Source organism: Streptococcus mitis (assembly GCF_019929545.1).
Lineage (GTDB): Bacteria > Bacillota > Bacilli > Lactobacillales > Streptococcaceae > Streptococcus > Streptococcus mitis_BU.
Window position 1 is genome coordinate 20,902 of record NZ_JAHZPT010000014.1, and the last position, 17,878, is coordinate 38,779.

Sequence of the window (17,878 nt, forward strand, 5' to 3'; positions counted from 1 at the left end):
ACACGAAAGGAAAAAAGAAAAAAGTGGCAATCAATGCCACTTTCCTATCTTCTACTATTTGGTTGTGTAGATGATGAACTTGATGTACTGCTAGAACTACTACTTGAACTGTTATTCGAACTAGTACTTGAGCTAGAAGGGGTTGGCAATGTGCTAACGATACTTGACCAAGCGTTTTGATAATCTGCTTCACTTCCTCCAATAGCAAAGTGATAGCTTGTTGTAGGAGCTCCCGCCTTATTAGCCCAATAGCTCGTTACAGTAGAACCTGAAAGATCAACTGTTTTTCCATTAACGGATACTTTGCCCGGCTTTTGCCCCGTAGATCTGAGGACCTGAGATTGGGTCACACTAGAATCAAGATTAAAGCGTTCATTGCCCCAAACACCAGGCTCAGCCTGTTGGATAGCATTGACCAAGTAAGCCATATATTTGGCATTTCGATAATGCCCAGCCCCCTTAGCCATTGGGCGGTTGTCATCATGCCCTAGCCAACCACCTAGAGTCAATCTTGGTGTTGACAGCATGAGCCACATATTTTCATCTTCATTGGTTGTACCAGTCTTACCAATCCAGTCTGCACGAGCTAAGCTTGAATTGATAGAAGCCAAATCCGTTTGGAAACTTGAAGTGATCCGAGATGAAATCACCTCACGAAGCAAACTCTGCATAATTGTTGCCGTTGCCTTCGAGTACACTTGAACTGGTTTGTCTTGGAATTCATAGATTACCCTACCGTCAGGTGATTCAATCTTAGAAATCACATGTTTCTGATGGTAAACACCGTTATTAGCAATTGTTTGATAACCATTGGTATGCTGGGCAACTGTGACTTCAATCCCACCACCCATAGGCAGACTTTCGATACCGTACTCCGGAATCTCGTAACCCATTTTCTCCATGTAACCCTTGACATCCACACCCTTCTCACGTAGCATGCGATAGGTCCAATAGGCTGGGATATTCCACGAATAGTTCAAGGCTTCACCCAAAGTCATCATGCCTGTACCTGGACTATTTACATACATGATAGGATTTCCATTAGAGAATTTTGTTGGATAATTGGACAAGATACTAGCGCTTCCCATCAAACCTTGGTCAATGGCAATACCGTAGGCCAACAAAGGCTTGGTTGTAGAGGCTGGCGAACGCTTGGTGTCGAAGGCGTGATTGTTTTGGTTAGTCTGGTAATTACGACCACCAACAAAACCTAGAACAGCCCCCGTTTTATTGTCCATCAAAACATTCCCTACTTCAGGCTGCCCAGTCGAATCATCTACCAAACGACCGTAGTTAGCAACTGCATTTTGCATGGCAGTATGGATTTTTTTATTGATTGTTGTCGTGATTTTATAGCCACCGTTACTTAGTTCCTGCTCAGCTCGCTCATGATAGGCCTTTTGAACTGCTTCCTTTTTTAACTCCTGACTAGAGACATTGTCCTGTTGAACTAAATAATCATACATACGGTCTGTCGCTTCAGCCATAGCCGTAAAGTAAAGGTAATCCCTCGAAACAGCATTGATAGTTCCTGATGGCAAGAAATCTTGTTTGAGATTATAATCCTTGTACTGGTCGTATTCTTCTTGAGTCAGAGCACCCGTACGGTACATGTTGTAGAGAACATCCTTGGCCCGTTTCAAACCAAGTTCTAAGTCTTCATCACTCTTTAACTCTCCAGTATTTTCATAAGGAGAATAAGTAATCGGACTCTGTGGCAAACCTGCTAGGAAAGCGGCTTGAGGAATACTCAACTTGTTGGCATCGATACCGAAAATCCCTTCAGCAGCTTGCTGGGCACCTGCAATATTCTGTCCTTTATGATTTCGACCAAAGGGAGCGACATTGAGATAAGTAGTCAAGATTTCATCCTTGCTCATGCTGCGTTCCAAGGCAAGGGCATCGACAATTTCTGTAGCCTTACGAGCCAAAGTCGGAGCATCTCCGACCACTTGTTGTTTGATTAACTGTTGGGTCAAGGTCGAGCCCCCACTAGACGAGCCCAAACCTGCAAAAGTTCCCAAAGTCGCCCGAATCACAGCTTTGGGCACAACCCCTTTATGTTCAAGAAAATGTTCGTCCTCAGTTGCAACGATAGCCTTTTTGAGATTGTCCGATATTTCCTCAGATGAGACAGAAGTTCTCAGTAAATCACTCTCGATAGAAGCAATGACACTCCCATCTGCATAAACAATTTCTGAGATAGAAGAAATATTTTTAACCTGCTTGACCAAGTCCTCCGATTGGGGAACCTTGGCCTTGTCAAACAAAGCAACTCCATAACCAAGAGCTACACCAGCACCAAAAAGTCCACCGATAAAGCCTAGAATAAAGAGAGTATTCAAAATTCCCTTGATAGCAGCTAAAATGCTACCTAGGATAGCCAGAACTTTCCCACCTGTCCCATCCGACTGCTTCTCTTCTGAGACTTTCTCTGATTTTTTATGATTTATTTTTGATTTTACTAGCTGGAAAAATTCCAGCATTTTTCGTTTTAATTCATTTAATTGATTTTGCATGGATTTCCTCACTCTATCTATTATACCATAAAAGGTAAACTTTCAATAAAATAGCCACTTTCTTCCTTATTCTACTAGGCTATTGCCCAAGTTTGTGATACAATAGTTAGAAACAATATTTTTAAAAAGGAGAAAAGACACATGCACATTTTTGATGAGCTAAAAGAGCGTGGTTTGATTTTTCAAACGACTGATGAAGAAGCTTTGCGTAAAGCCCTAGAAGAAGGTCAAGTTTCTTATTATACTGGCTACGATCCAACTGCTGACAGCCTTCACCTAGGCCACCTTGTCGCAATCTTGACAAGTCGTCGCTTGCAGCTAGCAGGTCACAAACCCTATGCGCTCGTTGGCGGTGCTACAGGTCTCATCGGAGATCCGTCCTTCAAAGATGCTGAACGTAGTCTCCAAACAAAAGACACAGTAGATGGCTGGGTCAAGTCTATCCAAGGACAACTTTCTCGTTTTCTTGACTTTGAAAATGGCGAAAATAAAGCTGTCATGGTCAACAACTACGACTGGTTTGGCAGCATCAGCTTCATTGACTTCCTCCGTGATATCGGAAAATACTTCACTGTCAACTACATGATGAGCAAGGAGTCTGTGAAAAAACGGATTGAAACAGGAATTTCATACACTGAGTTTGCCTACCAAATCATGCAAGGTTACGACTTCTTCGTTCTTAACCAAGACCACAACGTAACGCTTCAAATCGGTGGTTCTGACCAGTGGGGAAATATGACAGCTGGTACTGAATTGCTTCGTCGTAAAGCTGATAAGACTGGTCACGTTATCACCGTTCCGCTTATCACAGATGCAACTGGTAAGAAATTTGGTAAATCAGAAGGAAATGCCGTCTGGCTTAATCCTGAAAAGACTTCTCCATACGAAATGTACCAATTTTGGATGAACGTTATGGACGCAGACGCTGTTCGCTTCTTGAAAATCTTTACTTTCTTGTCACTTGATGAGATTGAAGACATTCGTAAACAATTTGAAGCAGCGCCACACGAACGCTTGGCTCAAAAAGTCTTGGCTCGTGAAGTCGTTACACTCGTTCACGGAGAAGAAGCCTACAAAGAAGCCCTCAACATCACTGAGCAACTCTTTGCAGGAAACATCAAAAACCTTTCTGTCAAAGAGCTCAAACAAGGACTTCGTGGAGTGCCAAACTACCAAGTTCAAGCAGATGAAAATCACAATATCGTGGAACTTCTCGTCTCATCTGGTGTGGTTAACTCAAAACGCCAAGCCCGTGAAGACGTCCAAAACGGAGCTATCTACGTCAACGGCGACCGCATCCAAGACCTTGACTATGTCTTGAGTGACGCAGATAAGTTAGAGAATGAACTGACTGTTATCCGTCGTGGGAAGAAAAAATACTTTGTATTGACTTACTAAACTATTCAACATTTATCTATAAACAAAGGAGTTATCCTCGAGAAAGGTAACTCCTTTTTGCTGTTAATAAATCTCATCTATCTATTTTTAATAGACAGACTACGCAGTACAATGCGCAAGGTTGTTAGATTATGTAAGATAGAGAGATTTGAAGGACTGAGCCAATTAAATAAGCCAAAGCCAATCAAACTACTATTTACGACAACGGTATCTTGAATATTCTTCTTGATGAGTGTTTGCAAAGATGATGATAGCCAATCCAACTCTTGGAAGAAATCCAAGCGATTATCTAACAATAAGATATCGCTCATCTGCTTAGAAATGTCTGCACTCTCATTCATCACCACACCGATATCTGATAGGGTTAGAGCCGCTGAGTCATTCAATCCATCTCCAACCATCAAAATAGTGTGACCTGCTTTCTGCAGTTCCTCTACTAACTCAAATTTCCCATCAGGTTTCAAGTCTGTATAGACCTGATCAAAGGGCAAATCTTTAACTAATTCCTCTGTCCTAACCAGGGTGTCCCCTGTTGCCAGAATCAATTTTTTCCCTTGTGCCTTAAGTTTCTCCAAGGCTGCTTTTGCTTCTTTTCTCAAAGGAGTATGAATGCAGAACATTCCAATCAATTCATTCTGATAAGCCAAGAATAAGAGATTGTAGTGACTCTTGTACTCTTCAATTAAAGCATTTTGTTCTGAACTGATATGAATTTGCTCATCCTGCATCAAAACATAATTCCCAATAAGAACTGGTTGCCCATCTATATGAGATTTGATCCCCTTGCTTGCGATATATTGGAGTTTCCCATGCATTTCCTCATGTTCAATCCCCTCTATCTCAGCTTGCTTGACGATGGCATTAGCAATAGGATGATAAATGTGTTCCTCAAGACAGGCACTGATTCTGAGAATATCTTCCTCACTATAGTCCCCAAAAGGTAACACCTTTTCAACTATAGGATAACTAGTTGTGATTGTTCCCGTCTTATCAAACAAGAAAGTATCAACTTCCAGATATTTCTCCAGAATATCTCCATCCTTAATCACCATTTCACGATTCAACCCCTCCTTGATAGCTGTTAAATAAGCTACAGGAGTAGAGATTTTCAAAGCGCAGGAGAAATCGACCAATAGGAAAGAAATAGCCTTAGAAAAAGAACCTGTTAATAGGTAAGTCAGACCAGCCCCCAAGAAATTATATTTGACGACCTTATCCGCCATCTTGATGAAATAGCGTTGTTTCGTTTTCTTGTTTTCTTCAGATTTCTTCATCAACTCAATCAGTTGTAAAATCCGGCTGTTCATCTGATTATCGGTTACACGAATGCGTAACTCTCCAGTTTCTAATACTGTATTTGCACAAACTAAATCAGACTCTCTTTTTTCAACTGGAAAACTCTCTCCCGTCAAGGAACTTTCGTTGACCATACCTAAACCTGAAACTACTTGTCCATCAAACAGAATTTCATTTCCTTGAGATAGGACCAAGACATCTCCTATTTGAACATCAGAACTCTTGATACTAACAACCGTATCGCCCTGTACTAGGAATACATCGCTCTCTTTTGCAAGAAGGCTTTGTTCTAGATCTGTTGCAGTTTTTTTCAAGGACCACTGATCTAAATGATTCCCCAAATCAAGCATAAACATGATATTGCTAGCTGTCTTGGATTGGTTCATAAACAAGGACAATAAAATCGCCGAACAGTCCAAGACCTCCATCGTTAGCTCCTTACACGCTAGAGTCTGATAGGCTTCTCTAATATAGCCAAAAGCCTGATAACAAGTCCATATATAGCGAATAGGATACGGCACAAAACTACGAAAAAGTACACGCTTAATCGCTGCACCTGAAACAATAGAATAAGCACTCTCTTCTCTACGAATGGGAAGAGTCATCAACTCAGAAACTTTCCCTTTATCAATTCTTTTTAAAAAGGCTTCTGCATTATCTAATACAGAAAAGCCTTCTTTTATGCGTAGAGTAAAGTGCTGTTGATCCATGTAAAACTGGATAGACTCAATCCCCTTTTCATCTCTCGCCAAGGAACGAAGATAGTCTTGAATATCCAAGGTGAGTGAAAAAGAAGATGATAGTCGGATATGTTGGTATCCTCTATGTAGCACTTTAAAAGACATATTATTCCCCTATAAGGCTATCTAATTGCTCTTCTTTTTTCTCTTGCTCGTACAAATATTTGGCATCTTGCAAGACATCGTCTCCATGTTGCTTCACAACAGAAACAGATGCATCTAGCTCGTCTTTCAACTTGTAAGCCTTAGCCAAAGCTTTAGAATAACCTTTTTTAGCTTCCTTACTTGCCAAGATTTTCAAACCAAGGGTACCAAATGCGACACCACCCAAAAAGAGTGATGATTTTTTCGCAACTTTTGCGACGGTTAATACTTCTTTTAACATACTTATTTCCTCCTTATCATTATTATATAGCAATTTAGATATAAAAGCAATGTCATTTCATAAATTGGAGAATTATACTCAATGAAAATCAAAGAGCAAACTAGGAAACTAGCCGCAGGCTGTACTTGAGTACGGCAAGGCGACGTTGACGTGGTTTGAATTTGATTTTCGAAGAGTATTAGTTTTATTTCTACTGAATCTCCCATCTACTTATTCCTAAAGTTGCTTTCATTTGCCTCTTTTGATACACTTAAACTATGAATACAAATCTCAAACCCAAACTTCAGCGTTTTGCTTCTGCGACTGCCTTTGCCTGTCCCATCTGTCAAGAAAATCTGACTCTGCTAGAGAGTAGTCTCAAATGTAGCAATCGCCATTCTTTTGACTTGGCGAAATTCGGCTATGTCAATCTAGCACCTCAAATCAAGCAATCTGCTAACTACGACAAGGAAAATTTTCAAAACCGTCAACAAATCCTAGAAGCCGGCTTTTATCAGGCTATCTTAGAGGCTGTATCTGACTTGCTAGCCAGTTCAGAAACTAGCACCACAGTCTTAGATATCGGTTGCGGTGAAGGTTTCTATTCTCGCAAACTCCAAGAAAGGCATCCTGACAAAACCTTCTATGCCTTTGATATTTCCAAAGATTCCGTCCAAATCGCTGCCAAGAGCGAACCCAACTGGGCAGTCAACTGGTTCGTTGGTGACTTGGCTCGTCTTCCTATAAAAGACGCTAGCATGGATATCCTGCTTGATATCTTTTCCCCTGCCAACTATGGAGAATTTCGTCGCGTTTTATCCAAAGACGGTATCTTGATAAAGGTTATTCCAACTAAAAATCACCTCAAGGAAATCCGTCAGAAGGTACAAGACCAGCTGACAAACAAGGACTATTCCAACCAAGATATCAAAAATCATTTCCGAGAACACTTTACCATCCTATCTAGTCAAACTGCCTCTCTGACTAAAACTATCACAGCAGAGCAGCTCCAAGCCCTACTCAGTATGACTCCTCTCCTCTTTCACATTGACCAGAGCAAGATTGACTGGAGCCAACTGACAGAGATTACCATTGAGGCTGAGATTCTGGTTGGGAGAGTACTATAATTGACACAAAAAACCGCATTTCAAGAAGATCTGCGGTTTTAAATTTCAATTTTTAAACTATCTATCCCAAAAGTCTAAAACATTTAAAGCTTTTAGCTTCTCCATTTATTTTCGATTCGAAATAAAAAACTTATCAATAAATAGCAAGTGAAATAAGGCAAGTGTAATTCCCGATAAGCACCCATGATAAGAGATTTCTTGATGGGTAAGGGGGTAAAGATTACTATTACCCGCCAAGAGGCATGTTAAAATAACAAATAGAATCCAAAATAAATCCGTCCATTTATATTTTGAAAAATATTTTTTCCACATAAGAACACCTTCTTTCCTATAATCATATTATAATACTTTATGTAAGCGAACACAAGAAATTTGAGGTAATTTTTAAGTAGATTTCGAGGCTTAAAGGTTGTAAAACCAGCATTTTAAGCGTTCAATGTGTCTATGATTTCTCTCTTTTTAATTCAAGATTGACTCAAATCCACAGCATTCAAAAAAAGCGAATTTCAATCGAAATTCGCTTTATAGGAAAGTGTATTAGTATAAATCTTGTATCTTAGTTCAAGTGCCAGATATCTTCGTTGTACTGAGCGATTGTACGGTCAGATGAGAAGAATCCTGCTTTAGAAATGTTAACGATGACTTTATCCAACCATGCGTCACGGTCTTCGTAGTCAGCCAACATTTGTTCTTTAACCTTGATGTAGTCTTCCAAGTCAAGAAGAGTCATGAACCAGTCTTTGTTGATCAATTCATTGTAAAGACGTTCCAAGCGCTCTTTGTTTCCAGCTGCAAGAACTGCATCGCTAACGATGAAGTCAACCAATGGTTTGATAGCTTCACGAGCGTAGAATTCGCTTGATTTGTAAGCTGCTTTTGCGTAAAGGTCGATAACAGTTTCTGAATCTTCACCAAAGATGTAGATGTTTTCGTCGCCAACCAACTCAGCGATTTCCACGTTAGCACCGTCCATAGTACCAAGTGTCAAAGCTCCGTTCAACATGAATTTCATGTTACCAGTACCTGAAGCTTCTTTAGAAGCAAGTGAGATTTGTTCTGAGATATCACATGCTGGGATAAGGAAGCTTGCTGCAGTAACGTTGTAGTTTTCAACCATAACTACTTGCAAGTGTGGAGCTACTGCTGGATCGTTAGCAATAACTTCTGACATGCAAAGGATCAAGTGGATGATGTCTTGAGCAATTGTGTAGGCTGGAGCTGCTTTACCACCAAAGAAGATTGTGATTGGGCGAGCAGGGATGTTACCAGCTTTGATATCAAGGTATTTGTGGATTGCGTACAAAGCGTTCATTTGTTGACGTTTGTACTCGTGAAGACGTTTGATTTGGATGTCAAAGATAGAGTTTGGATTAATTTCCACACCTTGGTGTTCTTTCAAGTGACGAGCCAATTTACGTTTGTTGTGAGCCTTGATGCTTTCCAATTTTTCTTTGACAGCTGCTTTGTCTTCATAAGACAAAAGTTTTTCAAGCTCATCTGCTTCATGGTGCCAACCTTCTCCAAGAATCTCATCCAAGTAGTGAGACAAGCTTGGGTTAGCATGCATAAGCCAACGACGGAAAGTGATACCGTTTGTTTTGTTGTTAAATTTTTCTGGGTAAAGGTCATAGAAGGCTTTCAACTCAGAGTTCTTCAAGATTTCAGTGTGGAGCGCTGCTACCCCGTTAACGCTGTATCCATAGTGGATATCCATGTGAGCCATGTGAACACGTCCACTCTCGTCAATAATTTGAACAGCTGGATCTTTCACTTCTGCTTTCACACGACGGTCCAATTCTTCGATGATTGGTACCAAGTGAGGAACCACTTCTTGCAAGAATTCAAGAGGCCATTTTTCAAGGGCTTCAGCAAGGATTGTGTGGTTCGTGTAAGCAGTCATACTACGAACGATTGAGATTGCTTCGTCAAGTTCGATACCACGAGCAGTCAAAAGACGAATCAATTCAGGAATAACCATTGATGGGTGAGTGTCGTTGATTTGTACAACAGCGTAGTCAGCAAGGTCATGCAAGTTGCTTCCTTTTTCGATTGCTTCGTCGATGATCAATTGCGCACCGTTTGAAACCATGAAGTATTGTTGGAAGATACGGAGCAATTCACCTTGACGGTCACTATCATCTGGGTAAAGGAAAAGAGTCAAGTTGCGAGCGATATCTGTCTTGTCAAAGTTGATACCGTCTTTAATGATAGAAGAATCAACAGAATCCAAGTCAAACAAACGCAAGCGGTTCTTAGTTTCTGTCTTGTAACCAGGTACATCGATATCGTAAAGAGTTGATGTCAATGTGAAGTGAGCAAATGGTACTTGGTAGCTACGGCTTGAGCGAACCAACCAGTTTTGCTCTGTCAACCATGCGTTTGGAATTGTTTCTTGTTGGTTATTTTTAAGAACTTGTTGGAAAAGACCGTAGTGGTAGTTAAGACCAACACCGTCACCGTTCAAACCAAGAGTAGCAATTGAGTCGATAAAGCATGCAGCCAAACGTCCCAAACCACCATTACCAAGAGATGGTTCCAATTCAACTTCTTCAACTTCGATCAAGTCTTTACCTGCAGCTGCAAGTTCTTTTTTGACATCATCGTAAAGACCAAGGTTGATCAAGTTGTTTGACAAAAGTTTACCAATCAAGAACTCAGCTGAGATGTAGTAAACTTTTTTCTTACCAGTGTTAACTGGTTTTTGACTACTTGCAAGCTTGCTGTAGTTAAGAAGAGCCAGGTAAAGCTCTTCATTGCTACATTCTGCAATGGTTTTATTGTAACGATTTTGTACAAATTCTTGTAGTGATAACATGTTTAAGGTGTCTCCTGATATTGTATTATTTCTTTAAATCTACCAAATTTTCATTGATTCGGCGATAGATTGTTGTCAAGTCAAGCAAGCCTTCCTCGACAGCTGGTGTCAATTGATCTTCAGTCATACGCCAAGACCAGTTTCCACCAAGGGTAGATGGGAAGTTCATACGAGCTGCCTCATCCAATTCTAGCAAATCTTGCATAGTTGCAATTGCCATGAAGCTAACTGATGAAAAGACTGTACGAAGCATAGCATGTGGCACTGTTTCGTATTCTTTACGGTTAGTGTAGCGAGCCATGTATTCACGAGTCGCATCATCGATCTCGTTACGGTACCAACCAAGGACCGTATTGTTATCGTGTGTTCCTGTGTACATAACAGAGTTAGCAGGTGCCAAGTGTGGGCTATCGATGCTTTCGTCTTCTGGGTTGAAGGCAAATTGAAGAATCTTCATTCCTGGGAAACCAGTACGTTCACGCAATTCAATAACTTCGTCTGTCATGAAACCAAGGTCTTCTGCGATGATGTTTAACTCACCAAGTTCTTCCTTAACGGCTGCAAAAAGCTTGTAGCCAGGACCTTTCACCCACTCACCAGGTGCTGCTGTATCAGAACCAGCAGGGATTTCCCAGTAAGATTCGAAACCACGGAAGTGGTCGATACGAACGATATCGTAGATCTTGAAGCTTTCGCGCAAGCGTTCAATCCACCATTTGTAACCATCTTTGTCCATAGCTTCCCAGTCATAGATTGGGTTTCCCCAAAGTTGGCCGTCTGCAGAAAACTCATCTGGTGGGCATCCTGCGATGTGAGTCGCTTTGCCATTTTCATCCGTTTTGAAAAGATGAGGATTAGCCCACATATCGCTTGAATCTTCCGCTACGTAGATAGGCATATCTCCAACAATCTCGATGTGGTTATCATTAGCGTAAGCTTTCAATTTCAACCATTGTTGGAAGAAGAAGTATTGAGTCACACGGTGGTAAACCAACTTGTCTGCCAATTTCTCACGGTAGCTTTCAAGTGCTGAAGCTTTACGAACACGAGCATCTGCATCTGGCCATTCTGTCCAAGCAAGATTGTCAAAATGCTCTTTGATCGCCATATATTCTGCGAAGAGTTCAAGCCAAGATTGGTTGTCATGAGCAAATTTCTCAAAATCTTTGAGATCACCCACTTCTAAGAAACGTTGCACAGCCTTTTCTAAAAGCGGACGACGAGCGTAATAGATCTTCGCATAGTCAACTTCAGATGCATCGCTACCAAAGTCAATACCTTCAAGGTCACTAGCTTCGAGCAAGCCTTGCTCTATCAAGATATCAAAATCGATAAAATGCGTATTTCCAGCAAAGGCCGAGAATGATTGGTATGGAGAATCTCCATAACTCGTCGTTCCCAAGGGAAGAATTTGCCAGTAACGTTGCTTGGTACGAACCAAGAAATCAACGAAGTCATATGCAGTTTGGCCAAATGATCCAATCCCGTATGCTCCTGGCAAGGAAGAAATGTGCATCAACACACCACTCTGACGTTTTTTCATAATAGCACCTCAAATATTTTGTTATGAAACGTTGCGCAAACTCAGGCGCAAACGTTTGCGTTAAATTAAGTATAGCGTATTTTAAAAGCAAATGCAAGCGTTTTATTAAACTTTTTTTCATTGTTTTTTTATCTCATGAGACTTAGATACTTTAATATTTTAAGCTACAGAGAAAACTTTTCGGAGAGTGTTAAAATTTAATATAACTCAGTTCGAATATCTGTCTAATTCTCCACAAAACCAAGCAAAGCACATGCAATCGTTTCCCTTATAGTATCCGTAAAAAATAAAAGTAACTATTTAGGGAGTTTCTTCTTATTAAAAAGAGTTATTGGGGCCTGAGGCTTTAAAATATTTTTTAAAAAATTTTTAAAAAATCCTTGCAACCGTTTTCTATTTGTGTTATACTAGACTTATAAAGGAAAACGTTTGCGTTAACCTATCAAATAAAATTTGTTATTCTTTAGGAGGAATACACTATGTCATCTAAATTCATGAAGAGCGCTGCTGTGCTCGGAACTGCTACTCTCGCTAGCTTGCTCTTGGTAGCTTGCGGAAGCAAATCTGCTGACAAAGCAGCTGATACTAGCTCTTCAGAAGCACAAGAAATCACTTTCTACGTTGAAGACCAATATAAAGCCTTCGCTGAATCAGCTGCAAAAGCTTACGAAAAAGAATCTGGCGTAAAAGTTACTATCAAAACAGGAGACCAAATGGGTGGTCTTGATAACCTTTCACTTGACAACCAATCTGGTAAAGCCCCTGATGTTATGATGGCTCCATACGACCGTGTAGGTAGCCTTGGTACTGACGGACAACTTTCAGAAGTAACTCTTAGTGATGGTGCAAAAACAGACGATACTACTAAATCTCTTGTAACCACAGCTGATGGTAAAGTTTATGGCGCACCTGCTGTTATCGAGTCGTTGGTGATGTACTATAATAAAGACTTAATCAGCGAAGCTCCTAAGACTTTTGGCGACTTGGAAAATCTCGCAAAAGACAGCAAATACGCTTTCGCTGGTGAAGATGGCAAAACTACTGCCTTCCTAGCTGACTGGACAAACTTCTACTACGCATACGGACTCCTTGCTGGTAACGGTGGTTATGTATTTGGTCAAAACGGTAAAGATCCTAAAGATATCGGTCTTGCAAACGACGGAGCAATCAAAGGTATCGAATACGCTAAATCTTGGTACGAAAAATGGCCTAAAGGGATGCAAGATACTGAAGGTGCTGGTAACTTGATCCAAACTCAATTCCAAGAAGGCAAAACAGCTGCTATCATCGATGGTCCTTGGAAAGCTCAATCCTTTAAAGATGCTAAAGTAAACTACGGTGTTGCGACTATCCCAACTCTTCCAAACGGTAAAGATTACGCAGCATTCGGTGGTGGTAAAGCGTGGATCATCCCATCAAGCACTAAGAACCTTGAAGGCGCTCAAAAATTTGTAGACTTCCTAGTTTCAACTGAACAACAAAAAGCATTCTACGATGCAACCAACGAAATCCCAGCTAACACTGAGGCTCGTACTTATGCTGAAGGCAAAAACGATGAGTTGACTACAGCTGTTATCAAACAGTTCAAGAACGCTCAACCAATGCCAAACATTTCTCAAATGTCAACCGTTTGGGATCCAGCGAAAACTATGCTCTTTGATGCTGTAAGTGGTAAGAAAGATGCGAAAACAGCTGCTAACGATGCTGTAACACTGATCAAAGAAACAATCCAACAAAAATTTGGTAACTAATTGAAGTGTTCAAGGGGGGGAAGTAAAATCCCCCTTTGAATTTATCGATAGAAAACATATATAGTTTAGGTTTTAATTAGAAACCTGTATCCTATGAAAGGACTTATTATGGAAAAACAACAGCCTCGCAAAGCAGCCTTGCTGTCAATCATTCCTGGTTTAGGACAAATCTATAACAAACAAAAAGCTAAAGGATTTATTTTCCTTGGCATTACTGTTCTATTTGTCCTGTATTTTCTAACACTTGCAAGCCCTGAATTGAGCAATTTAGTCACCCTTGGTGACAAACCTGGCCGTGATAATTCACTGTTCATGCTGATTCGCGGTGCTTTCCATTCTATCTTTGTTGTCGTTTACTTGCTCTTTTATATCTTTAATATCAAGGATGCGCATACGACTGCTAAACGTATCAACAATGGTATTCCTGTAGCTCGTACCTTCAAGGACATGATTAAAGGCATTTATGAAAATGGATTCCCATACCTTTTAATCATCCCATCGTATGTAGCGATGACATTTGCAATTATCTTCCCTGTTATCGTAACCTTGATGATTGCCTTTACCAACTATGACTTCCAACACTTGCCACCAAACAAATTGTTGGACTGGGTTGGTTTGACGAACTTCACTAACATCTGGAGCTTGAGTACCTTCCGTTCAGCCTTTGGTTCTGTTCTTTCTTGGACCATTATCTGGGCCTTATCTGCTTCTACTTTGCAGATTGTCATTGGTATCTTTACAGCCATCATTGCCAACCAACCATTTATCAAAGGAAAACGTATCTTCGGTGTTATTTTCCTTCTCCCTTGGGCAGTTCCAGCCTTCATCACTATCTTGACATTCTCAAACATGTTTAATGATAGTGTTGGTGCTATCAACACCCAAGTCTTGCCTCTTTTGTCTAAGGTCCTTCCTTTCCTAGATGGAGCTCTTATCCCTTGGAAAACCGATCCGACTTGGACCAAGATTGCCTTGATTATGATGCAAGGTTGGCTTGGATTCCCATACATCTACGTTTTGACCTTGGGTATCTTGCAGTCTATTCCTAACGACCTCTACGAAGCGGCTTACATTGATGGTGCCAATGCTTGGCAAAAATTCCGCAACATCACTTTCCCAATGATCTTGGCTGTTGCAGCTCCAACATTGATTAGCCAATACACCTTCAACTTTAACAACTTCTCTATCATGTACCTCTTCAATGGTGGAGGACCTGGTAGCGTTGGTGGTGGAGCCGGTTCAACTGATATCTTGATTTCATGGATTTACCGTTTGACAACTGGTACAGCCCCACAATACTCTATGGCCGCAGCTGTTACCTTGATTATCTCCATCATTGTCATCTCTATCTCTATGATCGCATTCAAGAAACTACACGCATTTGATATGGAGGACGTCTAAGATGAATAACTCAATCAAACTCAAACGTAGACTGACTCAAACCCTCACTTACCTCTACTTGATTGGCTTATCAATCGTCATTATCTATCCACTTTTGATTACCATTATGTCAGCCTTCAAGTCTGGTAACGTCGCAGCCTTTAAGCTAGATGGTAACATCGATTTTAGTTTTGATAACTTTAAAGGACTCTTCACTGAAACCTTGTACGGCACTTGGTATCTTAATACCCTGATTATTGCCTTGATTACAATGGCTGTCCAAACAAGCATCATCGTACTTGCTGGTTATGCCTACAGCCGATACAACTTCTTGGCTCGTAAACAAAGTTTGGTCTTCTTCTTGATCATTCAAATGGTACCAACCATGGCCGCATTGACCGCCTTCTTCGTTATGGCGCTTATGTTGAACGCCCTTAACCACAGCTGGTTCCTCATCTTCCTCTACGTTGGTGGTGGTATCCCGATGAATGCTTGGCTCATGAAAGGCTACTTCGATACAGTGCCAATGTCTCTAGACGAATCTGCAAAACTAGACGGTGCAGGACACTTCCGCCGCTTCTGGCAAATTGTTCTTCCACTTGTTCGCCCAATGGTTGCCGTACAAGCTCTCTGGGCCTTCATGGGACCTTTTGGAGACTATATCCTTTCTAGTTTCTTGCTTCGTGAGAAAGAATACTTTACTGTTGCCGTAGGTCTCCAAACCTTCGTTAGCAATGTGAAAAACTTGAAGATTGCCTACTTCTCAGCAGGTGCTATCCTCATTGCCCTTCCAATCTGTATTCTCTTCTTCTTCCTACAAAAGAACTTTGTTTCAGGACTTACAAGTGGTGGCGACAAGGGATAATATATCCCCGCCACCCTTTTTCATTTTGAATCTTGCTTGTAAAGTTGAAAGATTAGACACAAGACCATAAATAGTAGCAAAATCCGCTTTTCAAAAAGCAATTTATCTACTAGACTTGAAATAAAGTACATTTCTCTATATAATACTCATATAGAAAACACTTTTAGAAAGATGCCTATGCTTCCATATCCATTCTCGTATTTCTCTAGTATCTGGGGATTTCGTAAACCCCTATCAAAACGTTTCGGACTCAACTGGTTTCAGCTTCTCTTTACGAGCATTTTCCTCATCAGTTTATCTATGGTTCCCATTGCCATTCAAAACAGTTCACAGGAAACGTATCCACTGGATACCTTTATCGATAATGTCTACGCTCCACTGACAGATGAAGCCATCATGGACTTGTCAGAGAATGCACAAATCGTTGATGGAAAGCTGAACTACTCAGGTACGAAGAATCAGCAGCCTTCTCTTTTGATTGGTCCAAGCCAAAGCAAAGAATTGCCAAAGGACTTGCAACTTCATTTTGATACGGAAGAACTGGTCATCAATAAGGAAAGTAAGGAATTGACCCGTATCTCTTACCGAGCGATTGAGACTGAGAGTTTCAAAAGTAAAGACAGCTTGACCCAAGCCATTTCTAAAGACTGGTACCAGCAAAATCGTGTCTATATCAGTCTCTTCCTAGTTCTCGGTGCAAGCTTCCTCTTTGGTTTGAATTTCTTCATTGTCTCTCTAGGAGCGAGTCTTCTCCTTTATATCACTAAGAAATCACGCCTCTTTTCATTTAGGACCTTTAAAGAGTGCTACCATTTTATCTTGAACTGTTTAGGATTACCTACTCTAATTACGCTTATTTTGGGACTCTTTGGCCAAAATATGACAACTCTCATTACTGTACAAAACATTCTTTTTGTTCTGTATCTGGTCACTATCTTTTATAAAACGCATTTCCGTGATCCAGATTACCATAAATAGGAGATTTTTATGCCCGTTACGATTAAAGACGTGGCCAAGGCTGCTGGTGTTTCGCCTTCAACCGTAACCCGTGTTATTCAAAACAAATCAACCATTAGCGACGAAACAAAAAAACGTGTTCGTAAGGCTATGAAGGAGCTCAATTACCACCCCAACCTCAACGCTCGTAGTTTGGTAAGCAGTTATACCCAAGTTATCGGCTTGGTCCTTCCTGACGACTCAGACGCCTTCTATCAAAATCCTTTCTTCCCATCTGTCCTCCGTGGTATCGCCCAAGTCGCCTCTGAAAACCACTATGCTATTCAGATTGCAACAGGTAAAGATGAAAAAGAGCGCCTTAAAGCTATTTCACAGATGGTTTACGGCAAACGTGTGGATGGTTTGATTTTCCTTTATGCCGAAGAGGAGGATCCCTTGGTCAAACTGGTCGCTGATGAGCAGTTTCCCTTCCTCATTCTAGGAAAATCCATTTCACCCTTTATCCCTCTTGTCGATAATGACAATGTCCAAGCTGGTTTTGATGCAACCGAATATTTTATCAAAAAAGGCTGCAAACGAATTGCCTTTATCGGAGGTACTAACCGACTCTTCGTAACACAAGACCGTTTAACAGGCTATGAGTCAGCACTCAAACAATACCAACTGCCTATTGACGGAAATTTGACCTATTTTGCAACGGAGTTCTTAGAAGAAAAAGGGTATCAGTTTAGCCAACTCCTCTTTCAGCATGACCCACAGATTGATGCTATCATTACAACCGATAGTCTCCTAGCTGAGGGGGTCTGTGACTATATCGCTAAGCACCAACTGGATGTCCCTGTTCTCAGTTTCGACTCAGTCAACCCCAAGCTCAACTTGGCGGCCTATGTTGATATCAATAGCCTAGAACTTGGTCGTGTTTCCCTTGAAACCATCCTCCAAATTATCAGCGATGCTAAAAGCAATAAGCAAATTTGTTACCGTCAGTTAATCGCCCACAAAATTATCGAAAAATAAAAACCAGCTCGCGCTGGTTTTTTAGTTACTAATGGGCACCTCTAAAAACTCCACTCTTATCACAAAAGAAAAAATCAACTGTATGTGTCTCATTTAGTTGGCACAT

13 protein-coding genes are annotated in these 17,878 nt (G+C 40.8%); 7 read left to right on the forward strand and 6 right to left on the reverse strand.

Annotation, left to right across the window (positions count from 1 at the left end; genetic code table 11):
• Positions 1 to 44: 44 nt before the first annotated feature.
• On the reverse strand, positions 45 to 2,519 hold the full coding sequence (gene pbp1b / locus K1I71_RS05545; RefSeq protein ID WP_223330425.1) for a penicillin-binding protein PBP1B: 2,475 nt from the start codon (positions 2,517 to 2,519) through the stop codon (positions 45 to 47).
• Between the two features lie 141 nt (positions 2,520 to 2,660).
• Here pbp1b and tyrS point away from each other — a divergent pair, with 141 nt between their 5' ends.
• On the forward strand, positions 2,661 to 3,917 hold the full coding sequence (tyrS, locus tag K1I71_RS05550) for a tyrosine--tRNA ligase (protein WP_000546884.1): 1,257 nt from the start codon (positions 2,661 to 2,663) through the stop codon (positions 3,915 to 3,917).
• A gap of 77 nt (positions 3,918 to 3,994) precedes the next feature.
• On the opposite strand, the gene K1I71_RS05555 is transcribed toward tyrS, so the two are convergent.
• Both K1I71_RS05555 and K1I71_RS05560 read right to left on the reverse strand, forming a co-directional pair.
• On the reverse strand, positions 3,995 to 6,058 hold the full coding sequence (locus tag K1I71_RS05555) for a heavy metal translocating P-type ATPase (RefSeq protein ID WP_223330426.1): 2,064 nt from the start codon (positions 6,056 to 6,058) through the stop codon (positions 3,995 to 3,997).
• A 1-nt stretch (position 6,059) separates the two neighbouring features.
• Positions 6,060 to 6,338 carry a DUF6110 family protein gene (locus K1I71_RS05560; RefSeq protein ID WP_000910909.1) on the reverse strand — a complete coding sequence of 93 codons (279 nt, stop codon included), beginning with the start codon at positions 6,336 to 6,338 and terminating at the stop codon, positions 6,060 to 6,062.
• 257 nt (positions 6,339 to 6,595) lie between these two features.
• Between K1I71_RS05560 and K1I71_RS05565 the strand changes: the two genes are divergently transcribed.
• On the forward strand, positions 6,596 to 7,444 hold the full coding sequence (locus tag K1I71_RS05565; protein ID WP_001095505.1) for a putative RNA methyltransferase: 849 nt from the start codon (positions 6,596 to 6,598) through the stop codon (positions 7,442 to 7,444).
• A 105-nt stretch (positions 7,445 to 7,549) separates the two neighbouring features.
• Here K1I71_RS05565 and K1I71_RS05570 read toward each other — a convergent pair whose 3' ends face one another.
• From K1I71_RS05570 to malQ, 3 genes are all read right to left on the reverse strand, one after another.
• Positions 7,550 to 7,756: a hypothetical protein gene (locus K1I71_RS05570; RefSeq protein ID WP_000265676.1), complete on the reverse strand. Its 207-nt coding sequence runs from the start codon at positions 7,754 to 7,756 to the stop codon at positions 7,550 to 7,552.
• Positions 7,757 to 8,000: 244 nt separating this feature from the next.
• Positions 8,001 to 10,259 (reverse strand): glycogen/starch/alpha-glucan family phosphorylase, encoded by a 2,259-nt coding sequence (gene glgP / locus K1I71_RS05575; protein ID WP_223330427.1) that lies wholly within the window; start codon positions 10,257 to 10,259, stop codon positions 8,001 to 8,003.
• Between the two features lie 25 nt (positions 10,260 to 10,284).
• Positions 10,285 to 11,802: a 4-alpha-glucanotransferase gene (malQ, locus tag K1I71_RS05580; protein WP_223330428.1), complete on the reverse strand. Its 1,518-nt coding sequence runs from the start codon at positions 11,800 to 11,802 to the stop codon at positions 10,285 to 10,287.
• Positions 11,803 to 12,281: 479 nt separating this feature from the next.
• Between malQ and K1I71_RS05585 the strand changes: the two genes are divergently transcribed.
• From K1I71_RS05585 to K1I71_RS05605, 5 genes are all read left to right on the forward strand, one after another.
• Positions 12,282 to 13,553: an extracellular solute-binding protein gene (locus K1I71_RS05585; RefSeq protein ID WP_061416582.1), complete on the forward strand. Its 1,272-nt coding sequence runs from the start codon at positions 12,282 to 12,284 to the stop codon at positions 13,551 to 13,553.
• A 108-nt stretch (positions 13,554 to 13,661) separates the two neighbouring features.
• Positions 13,662 to 14,954 carry a sugar ABC transporter permease gene (locus tag K1I71_RS05590; RefSeq protein WP_223330432.1) on the forward strand — a complete coding sequence of 431 codons (1,293 nt, stop codon included), beginning with the start codon at positions 13,662 to 13,664 and terminating at the stop codon, positions 14,952 to 14,954.
• 1 nt (position 14,955) lies between these two features.
• On the forward strand, positions 14,956 to 15,798 hold the full coding sequence (locus tag K1I71_RS05595; protein WP_223330429.1) for a sugar ABC transporter permease: 843 nt from the start codon (positions 14,956 to 14,958) through the stop codon (positions 15,796 to 15,798).
• A 177-nt stretch (positions 15,799 to 15,975) separates the two neighbouring features.
• On the forward strand, positions 15,976 to 16,776 hold the full coding sequence (locus tag K1I71_RS05600; RefSeq protein WP_223330430.1) for a DUF1189 domain-containing protein: 801 nt from the start codon (positions 15,976 to 15,978) through the stop codon (positions 16,774 to 16,776).
• A 9-nt stretch (positions 16,777 to 16,785) separates the two neighbouring features.
• The gene (locus K1I71_RS05605; RefSeq protein ID WP_223330431.1) at positions 16,786 to 17,772 is read left to right on the forward strand and encodes a LacI family DNA-binding transcriptional regulator; all 987 of its coding nucleotides are present in this window, start codon (positions 16,786 to 16,788) and stop codon (positions 17,770 to 17,772) included.
• Positions 17,773 to 17,878 lie beyond the last annotated feature (106 nt).

Coding starts and splice junctions, on each gene's coding strand:
- malQ (WP_223330428.1), bottom strand. CDS start 11,802: ATGAAAAAACGTCAGAGTGGTGTGTTGATGCACATTTCTTCCTTGCCA.
- K1I71_RS05590 (WP_223330432.1), top strand. CDS start 13,662: ATGGAAAAACAACAGCCTCGCAAAGCAGCCTTGCTGTCAATCATTCCT.
- tyrS (WP_000546884.1), top strand. CDS start 2,661: ATGCACATTTTTGATGAGCTAAAAGAGCGTGGTTTGATTTTTCAAACG.
- K1I71_RS05570 (WP_000265676.1), bottom strand. CDS start 7,756: ATGTGGAAAAAATATTTTTCAAAATATAAATGGACGGATTTATTTTGG.
- K1I71_RS05605 (WP_223330431.1), top strand. CDS start 16,786: ATGCCCGTTACGATTAAAGACGTGGCCAAGGCTGCTGGTGTTTCGCCT.
- glgP (WP_223330427.1), bottom strand. CDS start 10,259: ATGTTATCACTACAAGAATTTGTACAAAATCGTTACAATAAAACCATT.
- K1I71_RS05600 (WP_223330430.1), top strand. CDS start 15,976: ATGCTTCCATATCCATTCTCGTATTTCTCTAGTATCTGGGGATTTCGT.
- K1I71_RS05560 (WP_000910909.1), bottom strand. CDS start 6,338: ATGTTAAAAGAAGTATTAACCGTCGCAAAAGTTGCGAAAAAATCATCA.
- K1I71_RS05585 (WP_061416582.1), top strand. CDS start 12,282: ATGTCATCTAAATTCATGAAGAGCGCTGCTGTGCTCGGAACTGCTACT.
- K1I71_RS05555 (WP_223330426.1), bottom strand. CDS start 6,058: ATGTCTTTTAAAGTGCTACATAGAGGATACCAACATATCCGACTATCA.
- K1I71_RS05595 (WP_223330429.1), top strand. CDS start 14,956: ATGAATAACTCAATCAAACTCAAACGTAGACTGACTCAAACCCTCACT.
- pbp1b (WP_223330425.1), bottom strand. CDS start 2,519: ATGCAAAATCAATTAAATGAATTAAAACGAAAAATGCTGGAATTTTTC.
- K1I71_RS05565 (WP_001095505.1), top strand. CDS start 6,596: ATGAATACAAATCTCAAACCCAAACTTCAGCGTTTTGCTTCTGCGACT.